22 protein-coding genes are annotated in these 26,752 nt (G+C 66.3%); 10 read left to right on the top strand and 12 right to left on the bottom strand.

The annotated features are described in order from the left end of the window. Positions 1–45 precede the first annotated feature (45 nt). The 5 genes from ASE83_RS16945 to ASE83_RS16925 form a co-directional block, all read right to left on the bottom strand. Positions 46–2,364: a TonB-dependent receptor gene (locus tag ASE83_RS16945; protein ID WP_055793190.1), complete on the bottom strand. Its 2,319-nt coding sequence runs from the start codon at positions 2,362–2,364 to the stop codon at positions 46–48. 126 nt (positions 2,365–2,490) lie between these two features. After that, positions 2,491–2,943 (bottom strand): nuclear transport factor 2 family protein, encoded by a 453-nt coding sequence (locus ASE83_RS16940; RefSeq protein ID WP_055793187.1) that lies wholly within the window; start codon positions 2,941–2,943, stop codon positions 2,491–2,493. Further along, positions 2,940–5,285, bottom strand: a complete 2,346-nt coding sequence (locus tag ASE83_RS16935) for a glycoside hydrolase family 3 protein (protein ID WP_055793184.1) — start codon at positions 5,283–5,285, stop codon at positions 2,940–2,942. Before ASE83_RS16935 ends, ASE83_RS16940 begins: the two co-directional genes overlap by 4 nt. Continuing rightward, entirely contained in the window at positions 5,282–5,848 is a 567-nt protein-coding gene (locus tag ASE83_RS16930; RefSeq protein ID WP_082443100.1) for an NADPH-dependent FMN reductase, read from the bottom strand. Before ASE83_RS16930 ends, ASE83_RS16935 begins: the two co-directional genes overlap by 4 nt. Before the next feature lie 5 nt (positions 5,849–5,853). Further along, a complete protein-coding gene (locus ASE83_RS16925; RefSeq protein ID WP_055793177.1) occupies positions 5,854–6,957 on the bottom strand; it encodes an LLM class flavin-dependent oxidoreductase in 1,104 nt (367 codons plus the stop codon). 128 nt (positions 6,958–7,085) lie between these two features. Here ASE83_RS16925 and ASE83_RS16920 point away from each other — a divergent pair, with 128 nt between their 5' ends. From ASE83_RS16920 to ASE83_RS16905, 4 genes are all read left to right on the top strand, one after another. Beyond that, on the top strand, positions 7,086–7,754 hold the full coding sequence (locus ASE83_RS16920; protein ID WP_055793175.1) for a TetR/AcrR family transcriptional regulator: 669 nt from the start codon (positions 7,086–7,088) through the stop codon (positions 7,752–7,754). An 87-nt stretch (positions 7,755–7,841) separates the two neighbouring features. Further along, positions 7,842–8,471, top strand: a complete 630-nt coding sequence (locus ASE83_RS16915) for a gluconate 2-dehydrogenase subunit 3 family protein (RefSeq protein ID WP_055793172.1) — start codon at positions 7,842–7,844, stop codon at positions 8,469–8,471. Next, positions 8,471–10,165, top strand: coding sequence for an FAD-dependent oxidoreductase (locus tag ASE83_RS16910; RefSeq protein WP_055793170.1), 1,695 nt, complete (start codon positions 8,471–8,473; stop codon positions 10,163–10,165). The genes ASE83_RS16915 and ASE83_RS16910 overlap by 1 nt, the downstream gene beginning before the upstream one ends. A 166-nt stretch (positions 10,166–10,331) precedes the next feature. Continuing rightward, complete coding sequence (locus ASE83_RS16905; RefSeq protein WP_200921921.1) at positions 10,332–11,651, top strand: MFS transporter; 1,320 nt, start codon at positions 10,332–10,334, stop codon at positions 11,649–11,651. 45 nt (positions 11,652–11,696) lie between these two features. Here ASE83_RS16905 and ASE83_RS16900 read toward each other — a convergent pair whose 3' ends face one another. The 4 genes from ASE83_RS16900 to ASE83_RS16885 are packed head-to-tail and all read right to left on the bottom strand — an operon-like array spanning position 11,697 to position 15,194. After that, positions 11,697–12,545: a 3-keto-disaccharide hydrolase gene (locus tag ASE83_RS16900; protein ID WP_055793163.1), complete on the bottom strand. Its 849-nt coding sequence runs from the start codon at positions 12,543–12,545 to the stop codon at positions 11,697–11,699. Beyond that, positions 12,542–12,919, bottom strand: coding sequence for a C-glycoside deglycosidase beta subunit domain-containing protein (locus tag ASE83_RS16895; protein ID WP_055793160.1), 378 nt, complete (start codon positions 12,917–12,919; stop codon positions 12,542–12,544). Before ASE83_RS16895 ends, ASE83_RS16900 begins: the two co-directional genes overlap by 4 nt. A gap of 11 nt (positions 12,920–12,930) precedes the next feature. Further along, entirely contained in the window at positions 12,931–13,941 is a 1,011-nt protein-coding gene (locus ASE83_RS16890; RefSeq protein WP_055793157.1) for a sugar phosphate isomerase/epimerase family protein, read from the bottom strand. A 20-nt stretch (positions 13,942–13,961) separates the two neighbouring features. Further along, positions 13,962–15,194, bottom strand: a complete 1,233-nt coding sequence (locus ASE83_RS16885; protein ID WP_055793153.1) for an MFS transporter — start codon at positions 15,192–15,194, stop codon at positions 13,962–13,964. Between the two features lie 109 nt (positions 15,195–15,303). Here ASE83_RS16885 and ASE83_RS16880 point away from each other — a divergent pair, with 109 nt between their 5' ends. Further along, entirely contained in the window at positions 15,304–16,734 is a 1,431-nt protein-coding gene (locus ASE83_RS16880) for an MFS transporter (protein ID WP_055793150.1), read from the top strand. 174 nt (positions 16,735–16,908) lie between these two features. On the opposite strand, the gene ASE83_RS16875 is transcribed toward ASE83_RS16880, so the two are convergent. Beyond that, positions 16,909–18,036, bottom strand: coding sequence for a DUF3667 domain-containing protein (locus ASE83_RS16875; protein ID WP_082443111.1), 1,128 nt, complete (start codon positions 18,034–18,036; stop codon positions 16,909–16,911). Positions 18,037–18,232: 196 nt separating this feature from the next. On the opposite strand from ASE83_RS16875, the gene ASE83_RS16870 reads away from it, so the two are divergent. Next, positions 18,233–19,081, top strand: a complete 849-nt coding sequence (locus ASE83_RS16870) for a formate/nitrite transporter family protein (protein WP_055793144.1) — start codon at positions 18,233–18,235, stop codon at positions 19,079–19,081. A gap of 53 nt (positions 19,082–19,134) precedes the next feature. Here ASE83_RS16870 and ASE83_RS16865 read toward each other — a convergent pair whose 3' ends face one another. Further along, complete coding sequence (locus ASE83_RS16865) at positions 19,135–20,025, bottom strand: hypothetical protein (RefSeq protein ID WP_156353270.1); 891 nt, start codon at positions 20,023–20,025, stop codon at positions 19,135–19,137. Positions 20,026–20,271: 246 nt separating this feature from the next. On the opposite strand from ASE83_RS16865, the gene ASE83_RS16860 reads away from it, so the two are divergent. The 4 genes from ASE83_RS16860 to ASE83_RS16845 are packed head-to-tail and all read left to right on the top strand — an operon-like array spanning position 20,272 to position 26,304. After that, a complete protein-coding gene (locus ASE83_RS16860; RefSeq protein WP_235513033.1) occupies positions 20,272–20,550 on the top strand; it encodes a hypothetical protein in 279 nt (92 codons plus the stop codon). 57 nt (positions 20,551–20,607) lie between these two features. Then, positions 20,608–21,921 (top strand): TolC family protein, encoded by a 1,314-nt coding sequence (locus ASE83_RS16855; RefSeq protein WP_055793133.1) that lies wholly within the window; start codon positions 20,608–20,610, stop codon positions 21,919–21,921. Next, positions 21,918–23,078 (top strand): efflux RND transporter periplasmic adaptor subunit, encoded by a 1,161-nt coding sequence (locus ASE83_RS16850; protein WP_055793130.1) that lies wholly within the window; start codon positions 21,918–21,920, stop codon positions 23,076–23,078. Before ASE83_RS16855 ends, ASE83_RS16850 begins: the two co-directional genes overlap by 4 nt. A 4-nt stretch (positions 23,079–23,082) precedes the next feature. Beyond that, positions 23,083–26,304, top strand: a complete 3,222-nt coding sequence (locus ASE83_RS16845) for an efflux RND transporter permease subunit (RefSeq protein WP_055793126.1) — start codon at positions 23,083–23,085, stop codon at positions 26,302–26,304. Here ASE83_RS16845 and ASE83_RS16840 read toward each other — a convergent pair. Beyond that, positions 26,226–26,702 (bottom strand): MerR family transcriptional regulator, encoded by a 477-nt coding sequence (locus ASE83_RS16840; protein WP_443024331.1) that lies wholly within the window; start codon positions 26,700–26,702, stop codon positions 26,226–26,228. The two genes, ASE83_RS16845 and ASE83_RS16840, sit on opposite strands and share 79 nt — an antisense overlap. Between the last annotated feature and the right edge of the window lie 50 nt (positions 26,703–26,752).

The raw sequence follows: 26,752 nt of genomic DNA, 5'->3' as shown, positions 1-26,752 counted from the left end.
CGCAAAAGGATGGGCCGGCGGGGGAAGCGCCGGCCCAGTTGGGGATCAGAAACGGAAGGTGCCCTGCACGCCGTAGGTGCGCGGCTGGCCGAAGTTCCAGTTATAGATGTTAATCCCGCCGCCGGTGAACGCGGCATAAGTCTTCACCCGGTTGTTCTCGACGTTGCGGACATAGCCCTGGATGCTGAGCGTATCGCCCGGCAGCTTCAGTTCGAGGCTGAGGTCGGTCGTCGTGAACGCCTCCACCCGATCGCCGCGATAGTTGAACGCGGTCAGGTAATATTCCGACTTGAACCGGCTGAACCCGTTGGCCACCAGTTCATAACCTTGGCCCAGATCGATCGACTTGTTGTAGTTAATGCCGATCGTCCATTTCGGCGCCTGCGGCGGAGCATTGCCGGCAAGGTCGAGCGTCAGCCGGGCCACATTGGCAGGCGGGTTCGACAGTGTCGGCGCGGGGATACCGGCGAAGTTCTGGAGCTTCGCATCGATGTAATTGACGATCAGGCTGATCCGGTCGTTCGGCGATAGCTTGACCGTGGTATCGGTCTCGATACCCCATACCCGGCTCTTGCCCGCATTGAACGTCCGCGCGCCGACCGTGGTGTCGATATAGACCTGCACCTGCTGGTCCTGGTAATTATAGTAGAAGGCCGATGCGTTGAACTCCAGGGTGTTGTTCAGGAACCGGTTCTTCGATCCGATTTCATAGGCGGTCAGGTTTTCCGCATTGAACGCGCCGACCAGATCGAAGCCGCCGCTCTTGAAGCCGGTGCTGACCTTTGCATAGAGCATGTTGTCGCGCGCCGGCTTGTATTCGACGCCGGCGGTCCAGGTGACCTTGTCCTCGGCGTAGCTCGGATAGCGGATGACCGCCCCCGCGCCGCTCCCATCCGACGGCGGGCGGACCATGTTCTGGGTGCGGAAGAAGCCGTAGTTGATATATTCGGCGTTCTTCTTGTCATCGGTATAGCGCACGCCGCCGGTGAAGCTGAGCGTGTCCGGCACCAGCCAATAGGTCGCCTGGGCAAAGGCGGACTTGGATTCCGACTTCACATAGGGGCGATAGAAGAAGTTCGCGAAGGCACCGACGAGCGGCAGGTACAGGCCGCGGGCAATGATCTGGTTCTCGTGGAAATAGAAGCCACCGACCTGCCAGACGAAGCTGCCCTGCGTGCCGCCGTTCAGCCGGAGTTCGTGGCTGTGGGTGCGCGTGTCGTAGCGGTCGTTGTAGAAGGTGAACTGTTCGGGAAGATACCCGTTCTGCGGCAGGATGACCTGGTTGTCGACGTGGCGATAGCCGCCGATATAGCTGAGCGTCGCCGGTCCGAAATCATAGGCGACGCGGCCGCGCACCGCATATTGCTGGCTCTTGAAATTGCCGCGACGGCCGAGCGGGAAGCTCGCCGGATCGAAGGTCTGCGGCAGGTCGACGAAGCTCGGCACCAGGCGCTGCGTCAGCGTCGGATAGGTGGCGGGCGGCGCGACCGACGCGGGCAGTTCGGTCAGGCCCGGCGTCGCGCCGTTGACCTGCAGGCCGTACTGGACTGGCCCGGTCTGGTTCACGTCGACATATTCGCCGGCCAGATAGACTTCGAGCGCGCCCGGCGCGAACAGGATGCTGCCGCGCACCGCATCGACATTGGCATCGTCGCCCTTGCCGGCCAGCGACCCGTTGTCGACATAGCCGTCATGTTCGTTGTGCAGCCCGGCAATGCGGATCGCGACGTCGTTGCCCAGCGGCACGTTGACCGCGCCGGTCGCATAGATCGCGTTGTAGTTGCCGTAGCCGGCCGTGGCCGATCCCTCGAAGCTGCCCAGCACCGGCTTGGCCGCGACGATGTTGAGCGCGCCTGCGGTCGAATTGCGGCCGAACAGCGTCCCCTGCGGACCGCGCAGCACCTCGATCCGTTCCAGATCGAAGAAATTGGCGTTCAGCGCGACCGGGCGGTTCACATATTCACCGTCGATCGACACGGTCAGGGCCGGGTCGGCGCTTTCGGAAATGTCCTGGCTGGACACGCCGCGGATCGCGATCTTCGTGAAGACCGAGTCCGGCGTGATGCCCAGATCGGGGGCCACACGCTGCAGGCCGCTGACGTCGGTGACCGCCGCCTTGGTCAGGTCCGCACCGCTCACCACGCGGATGGCGATCGGCGTATCCTGAAGCCGGGTCGTGACCTTCGTCGCGGTGACGACGATCTCCTCGAGCTGGTTGTCGTCCACCTGCTTCACAGTGGTCGCGTTGGCGGTGGTCGGCGGCGTAGCGCCCGCCGGTTCGGCAGTCTGTGCCCATGCCGGGGCAACCACCCCGATGGCCGTGCTAGCAAGCGCCATGCTGGCGATGCGGCGGAACGTCGTCATACGATCCCCTCTCCATAATAGTCGGGGACGTATTCGCCCCTCGTTTAGAACTAGAATTGCTATTCTATTTAACAGCCATGTCAAGCGACTGAATCGGCCATCGCGTCGATTTAATCCCGGTCGTGGTCAGAACATCGGATGCGGATTGCGCGCCGTGGCCGGCATCGGTTGGATCACGTCCCAATGTTCGACGATCTTACCGTCCTTCAGCCGGTAGATGTCGGCGACGGCACCGCCGGCATTGGCCGGATCGGTGCGCCCGTGCAGGTGGATGACGGCCAGATCGCCATCGACGATGATCCGCTTCACGTCAAAGCGCGCACCCGGTGCCGAGAATTTCGGCGCCAGCGCGGCGACGGCGGCATCGCGCCCGTCGGGAAGGCCGGGATTATGCTGGATGTAGTCCGGCACGACGAACTTCTCGAACGCGCCGGCGACGTCGCGACGGCCGTAGAACTGGTCGGCGAACGCGGTGACGATCGCCCGGTTGCGCTCGGTTTCCGACGCGCGCGGTCGTGCCGGTGCGGCAGAGGCGAACAGCGTCGCGGCGAGCAGGGCGGAAACAACGATCCGGGTCATAGGGCAATCTCCACGGTGAAGGGCAGACGGTCGCTGGCCGGTCCGGCGGCAATATGCGCGGTGGCCGGCCGATTCCGCCAGCCATCGCCCTGCCAGATGCGGAACAGGCGCGGTTCGGGCGTGACGCGAACGACCGCCATTTCCCCGGCCGCCAGCGTGACCTTGGCAAAGCCGACCAGCGCGAATTCGGGATCGTGGCGATAGAGCTGGACGACCTCGCTGCCGCTCCGCGCGCCGGTGTTGCGCAGCGTGACCAGCACGTCGCCGCCATCGGCAACCGCATCGATCCATTCGAAGCGGGTATAACCCCGCCCGGCCCCAAAGGCGTACAGCGGTGTATGCCCTCGCGCGACCAGTCCGCGATAGCCCACCAGCACGTCATCGTCGTAGCGCAGGTCGCCGGCCGCATCGGGTTGCAGGGACAGCGCGGGATACTGCGCTTCGCTGCGTGCCAGCGTCACCGGCAAGCGTCCGCCCGGCTCGACATCGCCGGACAGCACCGCCGCCAGCGCCGGACCGAACCCCTCCCCCGGATACCATGCCGATAGCAATGCCGCCGCCCGGTCGCCCCAGCGCGCGTCGAAGGCGTGACCGATATTGGCGACGATCGCGACGTTGCTGTTCGCGGCACACACCGCCTCGATCAACGCGACCTGATCGGCCGCCAGCGTGGTATCGGCGCGGTCCTTGCTCTCGACGCTGGAATCCGATGTCTCGCCGACCATCAGGATCACCGCGTCGGCCTGGCCCGCCGCCTCGACAGCGCGGGCGAGCATCGCCGCCGCGCTATCTGGACCGCGAACGCCGTACCACAGGCCGTGGACCCGCGCGCCGTCATAGATGAACTCGACCTCGACCAGCACGCGCTGCCCGGCGGTCAGGTGCACCTCGACGCTGTCGGCATCCCCACGCTTGAGCGATCCCATGACGTCGGATGCGGCCATGCGTTCGGCATGATCGTGGACGACGCGGCCATCGACCCGCATCCGCACGGCACCGGTCGCACCGACATAGAAGCGATGCGCGCCCTCCGCCGCAGCGGTGAACCAGCCACTGGCGCGCACTCCGGCGGGACGGTCGAACACGCCATCGTCATGGACCCCGACGAACCAGACCAGCGAATTGGTGTCGCGCAACTCGCGAAAGATCGGATCGCCGGTCAGATCGGTGTCGGCGAAATACTCGACGGTCATGCCCCTGCCTTCGCCGTAGAGCGATGCCACCGGCATCGATGGCAGGCGCGGCTGTGGATCGACGCCCGGTTCATAGACGATGGCATCATCGCCATAGCGCGCGCGGAGCGCGTCGAGTGGACGCAGCGCGTCGGGCGACAGCGCGATCTTGGCGAACGTGCCGCCCTGATAGCAGGGGGCAGCGGCATTGGGGCCGATCACCGCGATGCGGGCATGTCGCCCCGGCACCAGCGGCAACAGCTCTCCTTCGTTGCGCAACAGCACCATGCCCGCCGCCGCCGCTTCGACCAGCAGCGCGTCGGCGTCCTCGGTCGGCGGCGTCTTGACACCCGACCAACGCCGCCCGGCCCGCGCCACCCGGTCGGCGGCATCGGCCAGACGGTCACCCGGTACCTCGCCACCTTCGACCGCATTGACCGCCTTTGCGCCGACGAAGCGCGCGGGGCCGGGCATTTCTAGGTCCAGCCCGCCGTTCAGGCTGCCGGCGGTCGAATGGGTCCCGAACCAGTCGCTGATGAACGGACCGTCGAAGCCCCATTCCCGTTTGACGATGGTCGAGATGTGACCGTGTTCGGCGCACCAGGTGCCGTTGACGCGGTTATAGGCGGTGAGCATCGCCCCTGCCCCCGCCGCCGCGCAGAGTTCGAATGGCAGCAGATAGATTTCGCGCAGCGCCCGTTCGCCGACGACCGCGTTCATCCGGTCACGATCGGTCTCGCTGTCGTTGCATACCAGATGCTTCACGCACGCGCCGGTACCGGTCGATTGCAGCCCGCGCGTCCATGCTGCGCCGGCAAGGCCGGTCAGCAGCGGATCTTCGGAATAATATTCGAACGCCCGCCCCGCGAGCGGGCTGCGCGCCAGGTTGACGTTGGGGGCCAGCACCATGTCGACGCCGCAGCGCACCGCCTCTCCCCCGACCAGCGCGCCCATCCGTTCGATCAGCGACAGCTCGAAACTGGCGCCGAGCGCAGTGGCGCAGGGCGATAGCCGGGCGACGTCGCGTTCGTCGACCCGCCCGCTGGCGATGCCCATCGGCCCGTCGCTCAGGTGCAGCGAGGGGATGTCCGCGCCCGGAATGGCGACGGTGCGCCACATCGATGCACCGGCGGTCAGGCTCGCCTGTTCGGCGATGGTCAGCGCGGTCATGCGACCGGCTCCAGTCGAAACGCCATGATCTGTCGCGCCATCGTTGCGATCTGTCCGGCGATGCCGGCATCGGCCAGCGCGCCATCGGCCCCGAACGGCTTTTGCGCGATCGAGTTGATCGCGATGCCGGCCGGCGTCGGCCAGCCGCGCATGGCGTGGACGATGCCGCGCAACGCGGCCAGCGTGACGCCGCCCGCCTGCCAGCCCGCAGCCGACACGATCAGCCCGACCGGCATCCCGTCGAAATAGACGCGTTCGTCGCCGCGCAGATCCTCCAGCAGGTCGATCGCGTTCTTCACGACCCCCGACACACCGCCATGATAGCCCGGCGTCCCGATCACCAGCGCATCCGCGTCGCGCAGCGCGGCGACGAACGCCGCCTGTTCGGGCGTCCGTTCGGGCCGTTCGGGATTGAAGTGTGGCAGGGCGGCGAGTGCCGGGCCGTCGAACATCGTCGTCCGTGCGCCCAGCCCTTCGCATTCGCCCAACACGGCGCGCACGAGCATCTCGCTCGACGAACGCGGGCGGAAGGTGCCGCCGATCCCCACGATATGCCGGGCCATCGCGCTCAAGCCTTCCGGAACGCGGGCATGACCTTTTCCGACAGCAGCCGCAGCGTCTGGTCGCCCAGGCGCAGCCGTTCGTCGGTCAGCGGCCCGGTGGTGGTGCCGCACAGGATGTTGCCGATCCCGAGTTCTTCATAGGGCTTGAGGTGCTCGATCACCGTTTCGGGCGACCCGTACAGGCACCAGGTGCCGATCCAGTCCTCGGTCAGCGCGTTGGGCGTCCGGTCGGTCTTCTTGTTCGCGTCGTCGGATTCGGCGCGGGCGTTGAACGCCGCCTCGCGTTCGATCGCGTCCTGGTAGGCGCGCAGGATCGCCATCATCTCGTCGCGGGCCTGTTCGTCGCTGTCGGCGACATGGACGAGCTGATAGGTATGCGTCGTCCAGTCGAGCGCGCGGGCGATCTTGTCGGCGCTGTGCCCGGCTTCTTCCAGCATCGTGCGATAGATCCCGAAGAACTTGGCGACATGCTTCATCGGTTCGGTGCCGCCGATCTGCGGCGGGGTGAAGGCAGGGATGAACGCTGGCCACGCATTCTCGGCGGCGCGGCGGGCGCTCGATTCCTTCATCGCCACCGGCATCAGCCGCGCATGGCCCTCGCTATAGGCGGCGGGCGCGATACGTTGCAGGACGCGGCCCTGGTGCGGACCGTTGTCGATCTCGACCGCCGGATCGTCCATCGTCTTGGCCCATAGCCGTTCGGCGAGGGCGAGGTTCTTTTCGGAGATCGCACCGGCATCGCGGTAGTCGACGCCGAAGCCGATCATCTCTTCGGGCGTGGTGCCCGATCCGACGCCGACCAGCAGCTTGCCGTCGGTCAACTGGTCGAGGATGTTGATGCGTTCGACAAAGCGCACGGGGTGATGCAACGGCACCGACGTCACCGAAAAGCCGAAATGCATGTGCGGGAACTTTGCCGCCAGATAGGATGCGAACATGTAGCTGTCGCTGGCGATCGGCATATAGCCGTTGAAATGATGGTCGGGCATGAACAGCGCATCGAAGCCGAGCGCGGCGGCGCGTTCGGCATGGCTGGTCAGGTTCTGGATCAGCGCGCGGTCCTGCTCCGGCGCCATCGAACGTGCATTGAGGAACACCGAAAACCGCATCCGACCTCTCCCTTTTCACGCCCGGTTATCCCGGTGCGCGGTTGCCGCTCGCTGCCGAACGGACTAAACTGAAATTAGAACTGTTATTCTGATATGCTCACGGTCCGGGGGCTGTCAATGGGGTGCCTATGGATATCGAAACGATCATGGCGAAAGCGCGCGTGCCGCAGCAGGGACGCAGCAAGGCCAGCTTCGAACGGATGCTGGCCACCGCCGAGCAATTGATGACAGAGCGGGGATCGGACGAATTCACGCTCAACGAGGTAGCGAAGCACGGCAAGGTTTCGATCGGATCGATCTATTGCCGGTTCGACAGCAAAGAGGACCTGGTCCATGTCGTACAGCTGCGCGTGTTGGAGCGGGTCGACACCGACATGCTGGCGGCGATCGCGGCGGTGCAGGAGCGTGGTGGCGACCTGATCGACCTGGTGCATGATCTGGTGCAGTCGATCGCCGACGTCCTGCGTCGCTATGCCGAAGTGATGCGCCCGCTGATGCTGCGCGCGAGCGGCGATCCCGTCATCGCCTCGATCGGCAAGCGCAGCTATTCGCGGACCAGCGATGCGGTAATCGATGCGCTGCTGACCTGCGAAACGGAAATCCGTCACCCCGACCCGCGCCACGCCGCCGATGCCGGGTTCCGCATCGTCTATGCGGCGATCGCGCGCTATCTCGGCTTCGGGTCATCGCTCGACGCGGCCGGCGAAGGCGACTGGAACCAGCTGAAGAACGACTTGGGCGACATGCTCGCCGCCTATATGACGACAGCGCCCAAAGGAAATCACCGGCCCGCTTGACAACGCCCACGATCCACGTTCAAATCAGAATAATAATTCTGATAAGCGTCGGTTTCGTCGGCGCACGGGACGAGGATGGGAAGCGTCATGGCCGATACGGGCTGGACCCGGCGCGATACGCTGGGGGGTGCCGCGCTGTTCGCGCTGGTGGTGGGACTTCCCGTCGCGGCGGTGCGGATGAGCGATGCCGCCGCCGATGTTACCGACCGGCAGCGCCGGATTCTGCGCGTCGCGGCGCAGACGGTCATCCCGCGCACCGCCACGCCCGGCGCCGGCGACATCGGCGCGCATGACTTCGTGATTCTGGCACTGGCGCACGGCCTCGACGGCACCCGCGCGCCTACAGCCGGGGCGGCGCTGCCCGCGACCGTGGCGCGCCATCTGCGGAGCGACGGGACGCTGGATTATCTCGACTGGCTGGAATGGCAGCTCGATGCCCGCGCCCATGGCGATTTCCTCGCCGCCGCGACCGCCCGGCGACAGGCCGCCCTCGGCGCCATCGATGCCGAGGCCTTTGCCGAAAGTGATCGCGACGCGCCGGAATCGCCGTGGAAGAAGCTGAAGGCGCTGATCCTGACCGCCTATTACACTTCCGAAACCGGTGGCTCGCGCGAGCTGCAATATGAGCTGGTCCCTAGCAAATGGGAACCGGACCTCCCCTTTGTCCCCGGCAGTCGCGCATGGTCGAGCGACTGGACCGCGGTGGAGTTCAGTTGATGAGCGATGCACTGTTCGACGCGATCGTGATCGGGTCGGGAATTACCGGCGGCTGGGCGGCGAAGGAACTGACCGAGGCGGGACTGAAGGTCCTGATGATCGAACGCGGGCCGATGATCGAACATGGCACGGGCTATGTGAACGAAACCAAGGCGCCATGGGACCTTGAGTTCCGCGGCCTGGGCGATGCCGCGCTGTACGAGACCGACTATGCGGTCCAGCGCAAGAACCGTCATTTCACCGAATTCACGCAGGACCGGTTCGTCAACGACCGCGAAAATCCGTACACGACCGAAGGCGACACGCAATTCAATTGGTGGCGCAGCCACGGCCTGGGCGGGCGCTCGCTCGCCTGGGGGCGGCAATGCTATCGCTGGTCGGATTACGACTTCGACGCCAATCGCCGCGACAGATACGGCACCGACTGGCCGATCCGCTATGCCGACATCGCCCCGTGGTATGACAAGGTCGAGGAGTTCGTCGGCGTGGCGGGGATGGCCGAGGGGCTGCCCCAGCTACCCGACGGCCGCTTCCTGCCGCCGATGGCGCTGAACCCGGTCGAAACCCATGTCCGGTCGGTGATCGGCGAACACTGGCCCGAACGGCGGCTGACGATCGGGCGCAACGCCAATCTGACGCAGGCCAAGCCCGAACAGGGTCGCGCGGCGTGCCAGTATCGATCGATCTGCCCGCGCGGCTGTTCCTATGGCGCTTATTTCTCGACCCAGAGTTCGACGCTGCCCGCCGCGCAGAAGACCGGCAACCTGACGCTCATCACCGATGCGGCGGTCGAGGCGATCGAACAGGACCCCGCCACCGGCCGGGCGACCGGCGTCCGCTTCATCGACACCAGGAGCGGCGAGCGCAAGCGCGTGACGGCACGGATCGTGTTCCTGAACGCGGGATCGTTCAACAGCGTCGGCGTGCTGCTGCGATCGGTGACCGAGGCCAACCCGAACGGCCTCGCCAATTCGAGCGGCGTGCTGGGCACGCACATCATGGATCATGCTCAGACGGTCGCCGGCATCGCGATCATGCCCGGGTTCGAAGAGCACACCTATTTCGGTAATCGCCCGACCGGCGTGGTCATCCCCCGGTTCCGCAACCTCGATACGATGGACGGCAAGGGGCACAGCCGCGGCTTTTCCTATCAGGGCGGGGCGTTTCGTGCCGCCTGGACCCGAGGCAAGCGCGACGCCGGAATCGGTGCCGACTACAAGGATGCCCTCCGCGAACCGGGTCCGTGGCGGATGGTGCTGGTCGCCTTTGCCGATTCGATTCCGCGCGCGACCAACCGCATCACGCTCGACCCGACCGTAAAGGATTCGATCGGCCTGCCCGCGCTGCGCATCGCGTTCGAGCATGGTGCACAGGAACATGCCGCCCTGGCGGATGCTAAGGCAGAGGCCGCCGCGATGCTGACCGCAGCCGGCGGCCATGTCATCATGGGCCTCGACCAACCCAGTCCCGGCGGGTCGGCAATCCATGAAATGGGCGGCGCGCGCATGGGGCACGACCCCCGGACCAGCGTGCTGAACCAGTGGAGCCAGGCGCACGACGTCGCCAACCTCTTCGTCACCGACGGCGCCCAGATGTCGTCTTCGGCCTGCCAGAATCCGTCGCTGACCTACATGGCGTTAACCGCGCGTGCCTGCGCGAACGCCGTGTCGATGCTGAAGGAAGGCGCGCTCTGAACCCAGTTTGCTAGCGGGCACATCCCGCCAGGTGCCGCGACGCCGGCGCCGCCCGGAGTGAATGAAGATGGTCGTTGCCGCATCTACCAAAGGGCCGTTCGCCGCCGGGGAACCGCACGCTCCCCTCAGCCACCGCACCGCGCCGGGGCTGTAGGCCATGCAGGCGGTGCGGGAAGACCTTCCGCTCGCTTCGCGGCCGCTCCGTGCGTCGGCGAAGCTCGCTTATGGCCTGGGCGATTTTGGTTTCGGCCTGTCGTGGAACATGGTGGGCGCGTTCCTGCTGTTCTTCTACACCGATGTCGCATTGTTGCCGGCGGCGGCGGTCGGCACGCTGCTGCTGGTGTCGCGCCTTGCCGATGCCGCGATCGATCCGGTGATCGGCGTGCTGGTCGACCGGACACGCGGCCGCAGCGGCCGGGCGCGGCCGTGGTTCAAATCGGGCGCGGTCCCGTTCGGGCTGCTGTGCGCCGCGACCTTCTGGATGCCGCCGCTGGGGGAGAATGCCCGGCTGATCTGGGCGATCGCGACCTTCGCCGCGCTCGGCATCCTGTTTTCGGTCATCAACATCCCGTACGGCGCGCTGTTGCCGATGATGACCAACCGCAATGGCGAGCGATTGACGCTGGGCAGCCTGCGCGCCGCCGGCACCGCGGTCTCGGTGATCGTCGCGACGGCGGCGACGATGCCGTTGGTGAATATGTTGGGCGGTGGCGACCAGCGGCAGGGCTTCCTGCTGGTCGCCGCGCTGTTCGGCCTTGTCACCACCTTGACCACGCTCAACCTGCTGCGCTGTCCCGAACAGGTCGAGGCGCTGGAAGCCCCGCGCGATCGGGCGATCTGGCCGCAGGTGCGCGCGATGGTCGGCAACCGGGCGTGGAACACCGTATTCCTGTTCGCGCTGCTCAACTTCGTCCGCTTCGGCGCGGTGCTGGCGATCACGCCGTTCTTTGCGATCAACGTGCTGGGCAAGCCGTGGATGATCTCGATCCTGCTGCCCGCGGTATCGGGCACGCTGCTGATCGGATCGATCCTCGCCCCACCCTATTTCAAACGGATGGGGATGCGACGCGGCAACCTGATCGCGCTGCTGGCGGCATTGCCGCTGTTCGCCGCGTTGCCGCTGGTGGAGGGATCGACCGCCGGGTTCCTGACCCTGTACCTGCTGGGATCGGTGTTGCTCAGCATCACCATGACCGCGATCTTCGCGATGGCGGCCGAAGCGATCGAATATCACGAACAACTGACCGGCACCCGCAACGAGGGGTTGCTGTCATCGGGCATCAGCTTGTCGACCAAGATCGGCATGGCGCTGGGCGGCGCGCTGGTGGCGTTCGGCCTTGCCAGCATCGGCTATGTACCGGGCAAGGGCGGCGCGGAGGTCGTGACCGGGCTGCGCTGGCTCTATTACGCGCCGATCGTCGCGTGCCTGATTGCGCAGATGGTGGCGATCGCGCGGTATCCGACGATCGGTCGCCCGGTCGGGTAACGGTCCTGCTCCCCGACCGCCCGTCGGGGAGCAGCCCTCTTGCGATCAGGCGCCGCCCGCCTTCAGCCGGTCGATATCCCGCGCCGAAAGCGACCGGATCATGACGTTGCGATACAGGATTTCCGCCGCCTCGAATTCGAGGGCGATACGACCACCGGTCAGCGGCACGTTGCCCCGGTCGCGCATGGCGAACAGGGTCATGACGATCCGGCCGTTGACCAGATGCGCGGCCTGATCGCCGAAAGCGTAGAGGTCCAGCGTGTTCCACCCGTCCAGCGTTTCATAGGCACCTGCATGGCGGAACCATTGGCGGGCGATGCCGCCCGCGACGACGGGCGGCTCATAGGTCGTCGGCAGTCCGGGGAAATAGGTCGGCCAAAGCGGCGTGCCGCCCAGCACCGGACCGGCCAGCGCCCGCGTGTTTATCATGATCGCGTCGCCGACATCACCCTCTTCGACCTGAAACTCGACGCCGTCGAGAAACAGCCAGTCCCGTTCGGGACCGAGATGATACAGGATGCCGCTGTTGCGGCGTTGCAGAGCACGCGGTGCGAACCGCGCCTGGCCCCAGCGATAGTCCAGACGCAGGTGATAGTCGGACCAGCGGTCGACCGTCGCGATGTGACCGAAGGCGGCCTTCTCCGGTCCGCGATAGTCGCGGCCATGGAAATGCAGCACCCCGTCGTCGATCGCGACGACGCCCAGCGTATCGCGCGCGCCGATACCATCCTGATTGAAGGTCCAGCCATCCAGGCTGTCGCCATCGAACAGCGCCCGCCAACCGGCCTGCGTTCGCGGCCCCGCCGCGCCCGCCATCCCCGGCAGGCCGAGCAGCGCACTGCCCGCGACACCCGCCAACACCGCGCGGCGGTCGACGCGGGGGCAGGCGTTCATGCCGCCAGCCGAAGCGTCTTGGCATCCTTCGTCGTCGGCACGAACGGCAGATAGGAAATCCGCATCGTCTCCGCGAGTTCGATGCGGTGCTCGCCCGGCATCAGCCCGCCGGCACGCTTCACGCCGATCACCGCCTTCTCGCCGAAGTTCCAGCGGTCGCCATATTCGCGCTCCATCTGGTCCAGCGTCCACGTCCGGCCGCGCAAGGTCACGGTGATGTCCTCGCGCGGCACCGCCTCGCCATCGATGGTGACCGCCACATTCTCGATCATCGACAGGCCGAGGCCGCGATAATAGGGCAGCCGCGCCTCGATGCTGAAGCCGTCGGAGGTGCCCTTCAGGCTGTTTTCCACGATCATCTTGTTGTCGAACATCTGCGCTTCCTTCAGGCGGCAAGGGCGGTGTCGGCGGGGCCGTCGATCAGGGTCTTCAGCATCTCCTGATGGCGGCGGACCTGTTCGACCGAGTCGACCTCACAGGCGTCCTCGATCCACCGATTTCCCTCATATTCCGAACAGATATAGCCGTCATAGCCGCCCTGTTTGAGCACCCGGACGATCTGGTCATACGGAATGCAGGGTTCGAACAGATCGGCGTCCATCTGATAGAATTTGCCGTGGATGTTGTGGATGCGGGGCATGTAGTCGAGCATCCGCTTCGGCTCGAACGCGGCATTGTGGCGCAGCGTCTCGGCCATCGCGATGGCAGGTCCGGTGCCGCCCATCTCGCGCACGTTCAGGATGACATATTCACTGAGAACGCGGTCTTCATACGCCTTCACGATATAGTCGGCGATATGCTGCGGCACGCCGTTGCGGATGAAGCGCTCTTTCCACACCGGCGGAAAGGCGAACAGGAACATGCCCATGTCGGGCAGGAAGCCCAGCGCATCGCTGCCCGCCTTCTCGAAAGCCTCGGCATGGCGGACGATCCACGGATGATCGAAGTGCAGCGGGGCGTGCACCTCGATCAACAGCTTGATGCCCTTTTCTTCCGCATAGGGGGCGGCGGCGACCAGCACGCCGGGGGCGATCGAAACCAGCGCGCGCAGATATTTCATGCCGAGGCGGGCACCGAAATCGATGTCCTTGCGGATGCTCGCGACCTGTTCGTCGAACGGCATCTCGCGGCCCTTGTACCGTTTGTAATCGAGCATGAAGTCGTGCGCGACGGGCACCGCGTCGTACTTCTCGATCAGCTGATGCCACTCGGTGATCTTTTCATCGGCGACGCCGGCTTCGGGCCAGCCCCAGAAGGTCTGTTCGCCGATGACCTCGATCCCGCGCGCGCCGAAGCCGACGCTGGTGCGGATGCAGTCCTCCAGCGTCATTTTGCCGAGGAAGGTTTCGTGCTGATAGCTGTAGAGGCTGACGCCCCGCTTGATCGTCATGACCATCGTCCTGAAAAGGGGGTGGATCAGGCGACCGCCGGCGTGGCGGGGTTTGACCCGCCGCGCCGCGTCACCGCGAGAAGGAAGGCGACGACCGCGCCGACGACGCCGGCCGCACCCATGATGAGGAACGCGCCCTGCATTGCGCCGGTCTGGACGCGGAACAGCGACACCAGGAACGGGCTGGAGAATTGTCCGAAGAAGAAGCAGGCGGTCCACACCCCCATGCCACGCCCGCGATGTTCGAACGGCAGCTTGGTCTGTGCCCAGGCGATCAGCGTCGGCACAGCCATGCCCGCCCCCGTCTGCTGCACCACCAGCCCCGCCACCATCCAGCGCCAGTCGGGCGCCAGTCCGATCATCGCCAGCCCGCCACCGATCATCGCCAGGAAGATGCCGAGCTGCACGACCGGGCGGGCGCGGCCCGTGGCCCAGAAGATCGCCGAGCCGACCATGACGAACAGGCTGGGGATGAAGGTCAGCTTGCCCAGCTCCTGCGACGACTGGATGCCGACCTCGCGAAACGCCATGCCGCCGTTGATGATAAAGACGTAATAGAGCGCCGACGCGAACAGCGTGACTGCGCCGATGATCGCGACCGATGCCGCCGGGAACGCGGTGCGCGCCGGTTCCGCACCGATCCCCAGCATCTTGCGCGCGGTGGCGTCGCTGGCTGGCTCGTAGAGGAACTTCGCGGCGGCGAGGAAGGTCGGAAACGCGATAAGATAGATCAGGAAGATACCGTTCCAGCGCAGCCCGGTCAGGAACCCCGACGCCAGAATGACGCCGCTGGCGAGGAACGGTCCGGCCAGTCCCTGCAGCGTCAGCCAGTTGCGCCGCCCCTTCTCATCCCAATAATCGCCGATCAGCGTGTTCATGGTCGTCAGGATCGCCGCCTCGGCGACACCCAACAGCAGGCGCGAGGCATAGATCGCGTTCAGGTCGTTCAGAAAGAACGGTGCCGTTCCGAACACGCCGAACAGCAAGGTGGCCACCAGCAGCAATTTGCGCCGACCGAACCGGTCGACCAGAATCCCCGCGAACAGCGCGAAGATAGCGATGGTGAGGCCCGGTGCCGATACCATCGCCGGCACCTTCCACGCGGCGGTCGGCTCGGCGGCGAAGTGATCGATGATCGACGGGACCGCCGGGAACAGCGATACGATGGCCAGGATCGGCAGGAAGCCGGCGATGATGACGGTCAGCCCCTGACCAAGGCCGGGGCTGCGCACGCGCAGTTGCTCTGTATCGGCGGTCATCCGAATCCTCTCCCACATCCATCGACCGGTATGCCGGCTTAATTAGAACTTGCATTCTGATACGTGGTATCGTCATGACCTGCAACCCTGTCAAGCAAGGATCGATCAGGTGGCGAATGCAGCGGTTTCGGAACGGTTGAGCGAGCGACAGCGCACGCTGGCATTCGCAACGGTGCTGGTCGCGTTCGTCATGGACGTGGTCGATTCGACGATCGTCAACACCGCGTTGCCCGCGATCCAGTCGGGGCTGGCCGCATCGGACAGGGCGATTCAGTGGGTCGTGTCGGGCTATTTCCTCACCTTTGCCGTGTTGTTGGTGGTGGGCGGTCGGCTGGGGGACCTGTTCGGCTATGCCCGCATGTTCGTGATTGGGGTGGTCGGCTTTACCTTGGCCTCGCTGGCCTGCGGGATGGCCGGGGGCGGCAGTTCCCTGGCGGTAGCGCGACTGGCGCAAGGCGCGGCGGCCGCAATCATGGCACCGCAGGGGGTCGCGCTGATCCAGCTTCTGTATACGCCGACCGAGCGTATCGGTCGCCTGGCGGCATTCGGCGTGATCGGCGGCTTGGCGGCAATCGGCGGTCCGGTGTTGGGAGGGCTGCTGATCGAGTGGAGCCCGTTCCAGCTAGGGTGGCGCAGCGTGTTCCTCATCAACCTGCCGTTCGGCATCCTGGCGCTGATCGCCGGCATTGCACTCTTGCCGCCGGGCCGGTCCGGCCATGCCCTGCGCCCCGACGTGCCGGGATCGCTCCTGCTGTTCGGCGCCCTTGGTCTGCTGCTTCTGCCGATGATCGAGGGACGAGCGGCCGGATGGCCATGGTGGACGGCGATGATGGTGCTGGTCAGCAGCGGCCTCTGGTGGGCCTTCTGGCGCTACGAGCGGCGGCGAAGAGCGATGATCGGTTCGGCGTTGATCGAACCATCGCTGTTCGCGGACCCCAGCTTCCGCATCGGACTGGTCGCCACCACCGGCTTCGCAATGGCATCGGCCGGCTTCCTGCTGACCTTCAGCCTGACGTTGCAGCGGGGCCTGGGCTATGAGCCGATCGATGTCGCGCTTCTGCACATCCCCTTTGCGCTGGGTGTGATGGCGGGGATCAGCCAGATCGGGCGCAAAGCGCTCCCCCGCCACGGCAAGCGCGTGCCGATGATCGGGGCATTTGTCATGGCCGCCGGCTGCCTGACGACCGCGCTTGCGATCCGGCTGGCGCTACCGCCGGGGATGATTGCGGCAACGCTACTGGTCGCCGGCATCGGCATGGGTACGCTCAGCGGGCCGCTGGGACCGATCACGCTTGCCGCCGTCGACCGGAACCATGCGGGCGTTGCCGGTGCGATGCACAAGACCGTACAGCAGATCGGCGGCGCGCTCGGCACCGCCCTCATCGCCACGATCTACTTCACGATGACGGCCAACCGGTCCGCGCAAGCGGCGCCGGCGGCGTTCTTCGTGGCGACCGGGATCGTCGCGATCGATCTGGCCGGACTGGCATGGCTCTTGAGCTTTCTGCCACGCCGGCTGTTCGATCAACGCCCGGCATAGAATGGCGGAAGACCGAGCGGTGATCCATGCCTCCACGCACTGCCGTGCCTATAGTGCAACTCCGCCGGATTATTGCGCCATCCGCAACAACGCAGGCCCGGTCGGGACAACGCTCACATCGAAAGCATTAGTCGGTCCTGCGGTAAGGATGTTCCGGGTCACAACCTTAGCCGATCAGTCCGCCAGCCCGAGCGAAAGGAGCAACAGGAAGAACGCGAGCGACGTGAACGACACGACGTGCAGCAATGCGACGGTTCGCCAGAACGCACTGAACCGACGCAGTTCGTAGCCATGGCGCAACTGCTTGTACATGTGCACCGGGGGCACCAGGAACAGCGCGCCCCACGCGATCGTCCGCCCGAAACTGCCAAAGGTCCAGCCGACGAGCGTCAGCACCACCACGAGCAGCGACATGAACGCGATCGAATAGGTGGCGAAGACCGCATGGTCGTACAGGCCGAAACGCCGCCGCCAGGCGAACATGGCCCACAGGAACGGCAGCGACATCGGAATCAGCGCCCAGCTATATTTATACCCGCTGCTCTTCATCTTGTAGAACAGCAGTTTGGGGTTTTCGCGTGCGTGGTCGAATTTCTGCTGGAGCCAGGTGCCGGTGCGATCCTGTGCCGCCGCCCCCAATAACGGCGACGTGACCCGCAGCTTGGCCGCATCCGCCGCCTGACCGGGGATGAAGCGTTCGGCGACGCGCAGCCCGCGCAGTGCGTTGCGTGTCTCGGCCAGCTTCCGGTCGATCGGAGCGGTGTCGCCGCCCGCCCTGGCCACCGTTGTGCGCTGGGCGACAAGCCGGTCGAGCCGCGCCTGCCCCCTGCCGATCGACTGGGCGATGTCCTGCCGCGCCACCTCGACGCTCGGGCCCTTCGCCTCGACCTCGTCCGGGGAGAACCAGCCGGGCACGTTGCCGACGACGAGGAACATCAGGAACACCGAGAACAGGAACATCGCCATCGGGGTCACGAACTTCGCGCGTTCGCCGTCGATATAGCGGCGCGTCAGCCTGCCGGGCTGAAAGGCCAGCAGCGGCAGCGTCGACCAGAACTTGCCGTCGAAATGGAACACGCCGTGCAGCACGTCATGCGCGAAGCCGACCATGTCGCGGTGCAGATGCGCAGCCTGGCCACAGGCCTGGCAATAATCGCCGGTCAGCCGCGCGCCGCAATTGGCGCAGTCATGGCCCTGCAAATGGTGCGCGTCGGCATGACCGGGGGTTTGCCCCGCATGTTCCACCGTCCGCGCCGCCATGCCCGCGGTCACCAGCGCCCCTACATCATCGATACTGTCCATGCTGCCGTCCCCCCGGTCGGTCATTCTCGATTGTTGCTGACTGTGCAGTCCAACCGTTGCGCAAAATCGTCTGTCGGCGAGGGTGTAGTGAAGAACGGCGCAGTGTGCGACCCCCGAACGTCACGGCGCGGTGGTCCATCGCCGCCTGCATCGGCAGGTTGTCGGACCTGCCTCGTTTGTCGAGCGTTCGCACCTGATGGAACCGAACAGCCGCGCCGATGATGTCGAAGCCCGGGAACAGGACGTCGACCTGTCACCCGACGAACGCCGTGACGTCGAGGACCGCGAGGTAGCCAGCGCCCTCGTCACCCACGAAGTGATCCGGCGTCATGGCGACGAGGAAATGGAGCGTCCCGCGCTTTCGCTGGCATGGTCCGGGCTGGCCGGCGGCGTGGCGATCAGCGCATCCGTCATGGGTCAGGCTCTGATCGCGGACACCCTGCCCCCTGCCCCGTGGGCGGATGCGGTTGCCAGCATCGGATACACGCTCGGGTTCCTGATCGTCATCCTTGGCCGGATGCAGTTGTTTACGGAAAGCACCCTGTCCGCGGTGATACCGGTCGCGACCCACCCGACGCTGGCGAACTTCGGGCGGCTGGCCCGGTTCTGGATCATCGTCCTGGTAGCCAATCTGACCGGCACGTTCCTCGTGGCGCTGATGGTCGAGAGCGGTGTGGTGGGCGAACCGGGCCTGCGCCTGGCGATGCTCGATCTGTCGCGGCATCTTCTCGAGCGCGAACCGCTACAACTGATCGCCATGGGCATCCCGGCCGGATTCCTGATGGCCGCCATCCCTTGGGTGCTTCCATCCGCAAAGGGGCAGGAGTTCTGGGTAATCCTGTTCATCACGTGGTTCATCGCGGTCGGCAAATTCGCACATGTCGTCGCAGGCTCGGGCGAGGCGTGGCTGTTGGTCCTGGCCGGTGAGGCATCGGTCGGATACGCGCTTGGCGGCATCATCCTGCCTGCCCTGATCGGCAACATCATTGGCGGGACCGGCTTGTTCGCGCTTCTGGCCCATGCCCAGGTCCGTCAGGAACTTTGAAGACATGATGGCTCATCATAGCGCTTCTCTCCGTCCCTCTCCTCTATCGCGCGTTACGGAAGCAGGACGGCATGATCCGACGCAATCTTCTGAAAGTACGGATCGCGCGCCACCGCCGCTACCGATCCCACTTCCTTCGAGTCGTCCTCCACACTGCCGATGATGGTTCCGAAAGCGCTGGCAACCTTGGCTCCCATCTGACGCCATACCGGGGTTACGGTCGAATGCGCGCCGCCCATGACGAAGTCCGTCGTGTGTTTGAAGACGGCATGGCTGTACCGTTCCGCCGCTGCGGTTTCGAACACCCAATGATCGCCCCGTTCCCCGAAATCTGCCGCCGTACCCATGTGAAACGAGCGCCGGCCGGCGAGGAAGTGATACTGATTGATCTCGATGGCGATGTCCGCGAGCGGCTTCGACAGGCGCTGGCCGTATAACGCGATGAGCGCAACGAGCGGCGGTATCGATGTGGCGGCCAGAACGAACGCCATGTGCACCGCCGCGCGGATCTTTGCATCGTCGCCCGTTTCGAACCGTCGGCGCAGCGTCTGCACGGTAAAGGCCGAAGGCTTCAGCGATACCAGGCCTACGGAGTCGGTATGAACATCCGGCATCATCCAGTCCCGAATACTTTCCGGAACGCCGATCCGCTTCACTGATTCCGGCACCCAGTCCGGCAGCGGGAGGGGGATCGAACCAAGCATCGCGAATGGCCGCACCCGGGCGACGCCACGAAACATCAGCGTCGGCCTGCCATGATGGGAATGCGCGGCGTCTCGCCAAACCGCCGCCGTCTTCGCATCCATGAACTTGGGCATCAGCTCCGCCAGTCCAAGCCCGGTGGGCATCTTTACCCCTGGTCGCGGCTTGATGCGCGTCCTGAACCGGTTGAGGTGAACGGGGCCGACACCGTTGCGGATCGGAAGCTCGTAAAACGTCGGCAAAGGCCATTCCCTTCATCGAGTTCGGACTACCGCTTGCACCGCGGCATATCGCTGCCGTCAGGAATGGAGATGCCGTGCATTAGTTCCGCAATACGGCGTCGGCGACAGCTATCGGGTTCAGCACTCGGTTACCTGCACACCGCCGCATGTTAAACGATGACACTAAACACCGTTTCGGCTAGGCGGTACAGGATGCTGCTCAGGCTCTGGTCCCTCTTGCTGATCGTGATCGCCTCGTCCCTCGTGATGACGGCGGCCGTCCACGCGCGGGAGATTCCGGGGCCGGTCACGATCGAATGCACCGGGATCGTACATAGCGACGGCGATGCCGATCAGTCGCAGGGCGATGGCGATCAGGCGATGCCGCACCATCATGGCACCTGCCACGGTCAATCGCTCGATATGCCTGCGGGCAATATGTTGTCGTCGTTGACCCGTGCCGATGCCCTGCGTCCGGTCCCGGCACCTGCCAGCGCGATCGCGTCGCATCCGGTCGATCCCGCGCTGAGGCCGCCGGCCGCCTGACGATACCCGCCGACCGGCAGCCGCCGGTCCGACGTGTTCTGTCAGGATCGATATTCCATGAAAACATTGCTCGCGGCCCTGCTGGCCGCGGCGTCCTGCGCTTCGATCGCGCAGGCGCAACCGGGGCAGTCGCCACAGTCGACCGCTCCGTCCGAAACGCCGACCGCAACGCAACCGCTTCCGACTTTATCGCTGGATGAGGCCGTGTCGGCCGCCGGCGGGGCCGCACCGGCGGGAGCAGATGCCACCGCTTCGGTCGAGGCGGCACAGGCGGCGCGCACGGTGGCCGGGCTGCGCCCCAACCCCGTGTTCCAGGGGCAAGTCGAGAACGTCGTCGGTTCCGGTCCTTACCAAGGCTTGCGGAGCGCCGAGACGACGGTCGGGGTCGCGATCCCGATCGAACTCGGCGGTAAGCGCGGCGCACGCATCGGCGTGGCTGACGCCCAGCTGTCGCGCGCGCAACTGCAGCGCGCGATCGTCGCTGCCGATATTCGCGTGCAGGTCACGCAGCTCTATATCGAGGCGATCGCCGCCGAACGCCGGCTGGTGACCGCACGCGACCAGGCACGGATCGCGGCCGAGGTGCTGCGCGGTGCCGGCGTCCGTGTGCAGGCCGGGCGCGCCTCACCGCTGGAGCAGCAGCGCGCCGACGTCGCGCGGATCAACGCCGACGCCCATGTCGAGCGATTGACCCGGCTGGCCGAGGCGGCCCGGACGAACCTCGCGCGGCGGCTCGGTCGTCCGATCGACGGTACGCTCGACGCAGACCTGCTCGACCGGTTGCCACCGGCGACCTTCGGCCCGACCGCACCGGTGCAGACCAGCGGCACGCTGGCGCTGGCGGCGGCGGACGCCGATCTCGCCATCGCCGATGCCGGCATCCGGCTGGCGCGCGCCAACCGCGTGCCCGACCTCAATGTTGGCCCGGCGCTCCGGCGACTGGAAGCGACCAACGATACCGCAGCCGTGTTCGCGGTCTCGGTGCCGATCCCGCTGTTCAACAACGGCCGCGCCGCCATTGCGCAGGCAACGGCGGAGCGGACCCGCACCGAGGCATTGCGGCGCGTGACGGCGATGGACGTCGAACAGGCGATCACCGACGCGCAGGCGGAAGCGGCGAATGCGGCGACGACTGCGCGCACCGCCGTCGGGCCGGCGCTGGCGGCGGCGAGCGAAGCCGCCCGGATCGCCCGGATCGGTTATCGCGAAGGCAAGTTCGGCCAGCTCGACCTGCTCGATGCAGAACGCACGCTCGCCGAAACCCGCGTCGCCGCGATCGACGCGCTCGCCAATTACCAGAATGCCCGTGCGCGACTGGAGCGGCTGACCGCACCCGCGCCGACCATCACCACCGGGGGAACCGACCGATGAAGACCATCCTGACCGGCGGCGTGCTGCCGTTCGCCCTCGCCTTGTCGCTCGTGGCCTGCGGGGGCAGCACCGAACCGGCCGCAGACGAGGCCGCGCCCGGTGCCAGCGCGGACGGTCACGAAGCCGATCATGGCGACGAAGGCGCGGTGACGCTCACGGCGGACCAGATCGCGGCGGCCGGCGTCCAGATCGGCCGACCACTGACCGGCGGTGCGGGGACGATCGACCTGCCGGCAACGATCGAGGGCGATCCGGAGGGCACGCAGGTCGTCTCGGCCGCGATCGGCGGGCGTGTCGTCGCGCTGACCCGCAATCTCGGCCAGTCGGTTGGGCGCGGACAGACGATCGCGATCATCGAAAGCCGCGAGGCCGCGCAACTGAAGGGCGAGGTCGAGGCATCGCGCGCCCGGCTCGCGCTCGCCAATTCCAATCTCGCCCGCGAGCAACGGCTGTTCGCGCAACGCGTGTCGCCCGAGCAGGACCTGATCGCCGCGCGCACCGCCGCGGCCGAGGCACGCATCGCCTACCGCCTGGCCCAGAGCCAGGTGTCGGCGGCGGGCGGCGGCGGCGGTGGGCTGAACCGGATCGGCATCGTCGCGCCGATCGCCGGACAGGTCATCGCCCGGCCGGTCGTGCTGGGGCAGACGGTCGCGGCGGACAGCGAACTCTATCGCATCGCCGATCTCGGCCGGGTGTCGCTGGCGCTCAACCTCAAACCCGAAGACGCCGGCCGGGTGAAGCCGGGCAACATCGTCACGGTGACGGCGCCGGGGCGACAGGCAAGCGCACGGATCAGCTTCGTGTCGCCCGCGCTCGATCCGCAGACGCGGCAGGTGCCGGTCATCGCGACGCTCGACAATGGCGGCGGCCAGTGGCGCGTCGGCGAACCCGTCACCGCATCGGTCCAGTTGAGCGGCAGCGGCGGCGGCAGCGCGGTTCGCGTCCCGACGACGGCAGTCCAGACGGTGGAAGGCAAACCGGTCGTATTCGTCCGCACGGCCAAGGGGTTTCAGGCGACCCCGGTCACGCTGGGCGACGCGGCCGGCGATACCGTCATCATCCGCTCCGGCCTGACCGGCCGCGAACAGATCGCCACCACCGGCAGCTTCACCCTGAAAGCCGAACTCGGCAAGGGCGAAGCGACGCACGAGGATTGATGCCATGATCGCGCATATCGTCAACTGGGCGGTGAACAAGCGCTGGCTCGTCCTGCTCCTCACCGCCATCGTCGCCGTCATCGGCGGCTATTCGCTCTACCGGCTGCCGATCGACGCGGTGCCGGACATCACCAACAACCAGGTGCAGATCAACGTCCGCGCGCCCGCGCTCTCGCCCGAGCTGGTCGAGAAACAGGTATCGTTCCCGATCGAGACCGCGCTGGCCGGCATTCCCGGCCTCGAAAACACCCGCTCGCTCAGCCGCAACGGCTTCGGGCAGATCACGGCGGTGTTCGACGATTCCACCGACATCTACTTCGCCCGCCAGCAGGTGGGCGAGCGGTTGCAGGGCGTGGCCGAAAGCCTGCCCGATGGCGTGAACCCCGAAATGGGACCGATCGCGACGGGCCTCGGCGAAGTCTATATGTGGACCGTCCGCCTCGAACATCGCGAGGACGACAAGCACCGCCCCGGCGAACCGGGCCAGCAACCCGATGGCAGCTACATCACCCCCGAAGGCGAGCGGCTGACGAGCGAGGAGGACAAGGCGACCTATCTGCGCACCGCGCAGGACTGGATCGTCACGCCGCTGCTGAAGAACGTGCCCGGCGTCGCCGGGATCGATTCGATCGGCGGCTATGCCAAGCAATATCTGGTCGTCCCCGACGTCCAGAAGCTGGCGTCGCTCGGGATCACGCTGACCGACCTCGGCACGGCGTTGGAAAAGAACAACACCAGCGTCGGCGGCGGCTTCGTCAACCGCAATGGCGAGGGGCTGGCGGTGCGCTCGGACGCGCTGGTCCGCAACGCGACCGAACTGGCGCGTACCGTCGTCGCCACCCGCGAAGGCGTGCCGATTACGCTCGATCAGGTCGCGACCGTGCGTACCGGGCAGGCGATCCGGATGGGGTCCGCGTCGGAGAATGGTACCGAAGTCGTCGTCGGCACCGCGATCATGCGGATCGGTGAGAACAGCCGCAACGTCGCGACTGCGGTGTCCGACCGGCTGAAGGCGATCAACGCCTCGCTGCCGCCCGACGTGGTGGTGCAGCCGGTCCTTGATCGCACCGCGCTGGTCAATTCCACCATCAAGACGGTGGCGAAGAACCTGTCCGAAGGCGCGCTGCTGGTCATCGTCGTGCTGTTCCTGCTGCTCGGCAACTTCCGTGCCGCGCTGATCGCGGCGGCGGTCATTCCCGTCACGATGATGCTGACCGGATTCGGGATGCTGCGGCTGGGGGTGTCGGCGAACCTGATGTCGCTCGGGGCGCTCGACTTCGGACTGATCGTCGACGGCGCGGTCATCATCGTCGAGAATGCGCTCAGGCGTCTCGCCGAGAAGCAGCATCACGAAGGTCGCCTGCTGAGCGTCGGCGAGCGGCTGGAGGCGGTCGCGACCGCTGCGCGGGAGATGATCCGGCCATCGGTCTACGGACAGGCGATCATCATCCTCGTCTATGTGCCGCTGCTGACCCTTACCGGCGTAGAGGGCAAGACGTTCGTGCCGATGGCGCTGACCGTCATCATCGCCCTGCTCTTCGCGTTCGTCCTGTCGCTGACCTTCGTGCCCGCCGCGATCGCCATATGGCTGTCGCGCAAGGTGAACGAGGAGGACGGGCGGATCATATCGTGGCTGAAGCAGCGCTACGAACCGGGTCTGGGAAAGGCGATGCAGCGGCCGTCGATCACCATCGGCGCCGGTCTCGCCAGCCTCGTCGTCGCGGCATTGGCCTTCACGACCTTGGGCCAGGTGTTCCTCCCCCAGCTCGATGAGGGCGACCTGCTGATCCAGGCGCTGCGCATCCCGGCGACGTCGGTGCAGCAGAGTCAGGCGATGCAGGTGCCGATCGAACGGATGGTATCGAAACAGCCCGAGGTGCGGTTCGTCTTTTCCAAGACGGGCACCGCCGAACTGGCGTCGGACCCGATGCCGCCCAACGCGACCGACATGTTCGTCATCCTGAAACCGCGCGACCGATGGCCCGATCCCAAACTGGACAAGGCGGCGCTGGTCGAGCGGCTGGAAAGCAACCTCGCCCGGATTCCCGGCAACGCCTATGAGATCACGCAGCCGATCCAGATGCGGTTCAACGAACTGATCGCCGGGGTGCGCGGCGACATCGCGGTGAAGGTCTTTGGCGACGACTTCGTGGCGATGAACCGCACCGCCGAACAGATCGCCGGCGTCCTGCGCCGGACGAAAGGGGCGGTGGACGTGAAGGTCGAACAGACGACTGGTCTCCCGATGCTCGACATCCGGGTGAACCGCGACGCGATGGCACGCCTCGGCGTCACTGCGCAGGACGTGCAGGACACCATCACCGCCACGCTCGGCGGTCGCGAGTCCGGCATGATCTTCGAGGGCGACCGCCGCTTCCCGGTCGTCATCCGCCTGTCGGATGCCGAACGTGCCGATTTGGGGCTGCTCGAACAGGTGCAGGTGCCGGTCGCCGGCGGCGGCTATGTGCCGCTGTCCAGCGTCGCAGACATCGGCGTCGTCGACGGACCGAACCAGATCGGCCGCGAAAACGGCAAGCGCCGCGTCGTCGTCCAGGCGAACGTGCGCGGGCGCGACGTCGGCAGCATCGTGGCGGACGCACAGGCCGCCGTGGCGAGCGGCGTGCGCCTGCCGGCGGGCACCTATCTCGAATGGGGCGGACAGTTCGAGAATCTGGAATCCGCCAGCAAGCGGCTCCAACTGGTGGTGCCGGCCTGCTTCGTACTCATCCTGCTGCTACTCTATGGGGCGCTGGGATCGGTGCGCGATGCCGCGATCGTGTTCACCGGCGTACCCTTCGCGCTGGTGGGCGGCGTGCTGCTGCTGTTCGTGCGCGGCATGGACTTCTCGATCTCGGCGGCGGTGGGGTTCATCGCATTGTCGGGCATCGCGGTCCTCAACGGCCTCGTCATGGTCAGTTCGGTGCAGGACCTGATCCGGTCCGGCATGGACCGGGCCGAAGCGGCGCGGACCGGCGCGATCCAGCGATTGCGCCCGGTCGTGATGACCGCGCTGGTCGCCAGCCTGGGTTTCGTGCCGATGGCCTTTGCCAGCGGGGCCGGCGCGGAGGTACAGAAGCCGCTGGCGACGGTCGTCATCGGCGGGCTGATCTCGGCGACGCTGCTGACGCTGTTCGTGCTGCCCACGCTCTACGCGCGGTTCGGGCAGCGGGCGGTGAAGGTCGAAGACGAAGCGGACGCTGCCACCCCTTTGTCGCACCCGGCATGATCGTGGGGGGAATGCCGGTCGAACGCGGTCAGGATCGGGCATGGTCCTTCCGCGCCGGACCCGCATTCCCGCGCGAGCCGGCGAAGCGAATCGCGTACCCGTTCGAGTTCCGCGATCTGCGCATCCAGCGCGTCGACACGGTCGTTGGCGAGTTGGCGCGCCAGAGCGCGGTCGTCGGTGGCATCGAGCGCCAGCAGTTCGCCGACCTGTTTCAACGTGAACCCGGCCGCCTGGGCGGAGCGGATGAAGCGGAGGCGGCGGACGTCGTCAGGACCATAGCGCCGGACGGCCCCCGCCCCGCTCGGCCGGTCGGGTTCGGCTAGCAGGCCGCAGCGTTGATAGTAGCGCACGGTTTCCACGCCCACGCCGCCTTCGCGCGCCAGTCCCGCGATCGTCATGCCCGCCATGCCTTGACTCCGTACCATGGTACGGACCCCATATAGGCGGC

The sequence above is a fragment of the Sphingomonas sp. Leaf32 genome (assembly GCF_001421765.1).
Lineage (GTDB): Bacteria > Pseudomonadota > Alphaproteobacteria > Sphingomonadales > Sphingomonadaceae > Sphingomonas.
Note: the sequence above shows the minus strand (reverse complement) of the source record. Positions and strands in the feature narration are given on the sequence as shown.

Excerpts from the sequence above, each read along its gene's own strand:
- ASE83_RS16945 (WP_055793190.1), bottom strand. The coding sequence starts at position 2,364 with ATGACGACGTTCCGCCGCATCGCCAGCATGGCGCTTGCTAGCACGGCC.
- ASE83_RS16940 (WP_055793187.1), bottom strand. The coding sequence starts at position 2,943 with ATGACCCGGATCGTTGTTTCCGCCCTGCTCGCCGCGACGCTGTTCGCC.
- ASE83_RS16935 (WP_055793184.1), bottom strand. The coding sequence starts at position 5,285 with ATGACCGCGCTGACCATCGCCGAACAGGCGAGCCTGACCGCCGGTGCA.
- ASE83_RS16930 (WP_082443100.1), bottom strand. The coding sequence starts at position 5,848 with ATGGCCCGGCATATCGTGGGGATCGGCGGCACCTTCCGCCCGCGTTCG.
- ASE83_RS16925 (WP_055793177.1), bottom strand. The coding sequence starts at position 6,957 with ATGCGGTTTTCGGTGTTCCTCAATGCACGTTCGATGGCGCCGGAGCAG.
- ASE83_RS16920 (WP_055793175.1), top strand. The coding sequence starts at position 7,086 with ATGGATATCGAAACGATCATGGCGAAAGCGCGCGTGCCGCAGCAGGGA.
- ASE83_RS16915 (WP_055793172.1), top strand. The coding sequence starts at position 7,842 with ATGGCCGATACGGGCTGGACCCGGCGCGATACGCTGGGGGGTGCCGCG.
- ASE83_RS16910 (WP_055793170.1), top strand. The coding sequence starts at position 8,471 with ATGAGCGATGCACTGTTCGACGCGATCGTGATCGGGTCGGGAATTACC.
- ASE83_RS16900 (WP_055793163.1), bottom strand. The coding sequence starts at position 12,545 with ATGAACGCCTGCCCCCGCGTCGACCGCCGCGCGGTGTTGGCGGGTGTC.
- ASE83_RS16895 (WP_055793160.1), bottom strand. The coding sequence starts at position 12,919 with ATGTTCGACAACAAGATGATCGTGGAAAACAGCCTGAAGGGCACCTCC.
- ASE83_RS16890 (WP_055793157.1), bottom strand. The coding sequence starts at position 13,941 with ATGGTCATGACGATCAAGCGGGGCGTCAGCCTCTACAGCTATCAGCAC.
- ASE83_RS16885 (WP_055793153.1), bottom strand. The coding sequence starts at position 15,194 with ATGACCGCCGATACAGAGCAACTGCGCGTGCGCAGCCCCGGCCTTGGT.
- ASE83_RS16875 (WP_082443111.1), bottom strand. The coding sequence starts at position 18,036 with ATGGACAGTATCGATGATGTAGGGGCGCTGGTGACCGCGGGCATGGCG.
- ASE83_RS16870 (WP_055793144.1), top strand. The coding sequence starts at position 18,233 with ATGGAACCGAACAGCCGCGCCGATGATGTCGAAGCCCGGGAACAGGAC.
- ASE83_RS16860 (WP_235513033.1), top strand. The coding sequence starts at position 20,272 with ATGACGGCGGCCGTCCACGCGCGGGAGATTCCGGGGCCGGTCACGATC.
- ASE83_RS16855 (WP_055793133.1), top strand. The coding sequence starts at position 20,608 with ATGAAAACATTGCTCGCGGCCCTGCTGGCCGCGGCGTCCTGCGCTTCG.
- ASE83_RS16850 (WP_055793130.1), top strand. The coding sequence starts at position 21,918 with ATGAAGACCATCCTGACCGGCGGCGTGCTGCCGTTCGCCCTCGCCTTG.
- ASE83_RS16845 (WP_055793126.1), top strand. The coding sequence starts at position 23,083 with ATGATCGCGCATATCGTCAACTGGGCGGTGAACAAGCGCTGGCTCGTC.
- ASE83_RS16840 (WP_443024331.1), bottom strand. The coding sequence starts at position 26,702 with ATGACGATCGCGGGACTGGCGCGCGAAGGCGGCGTGGGCGTGGAAACC.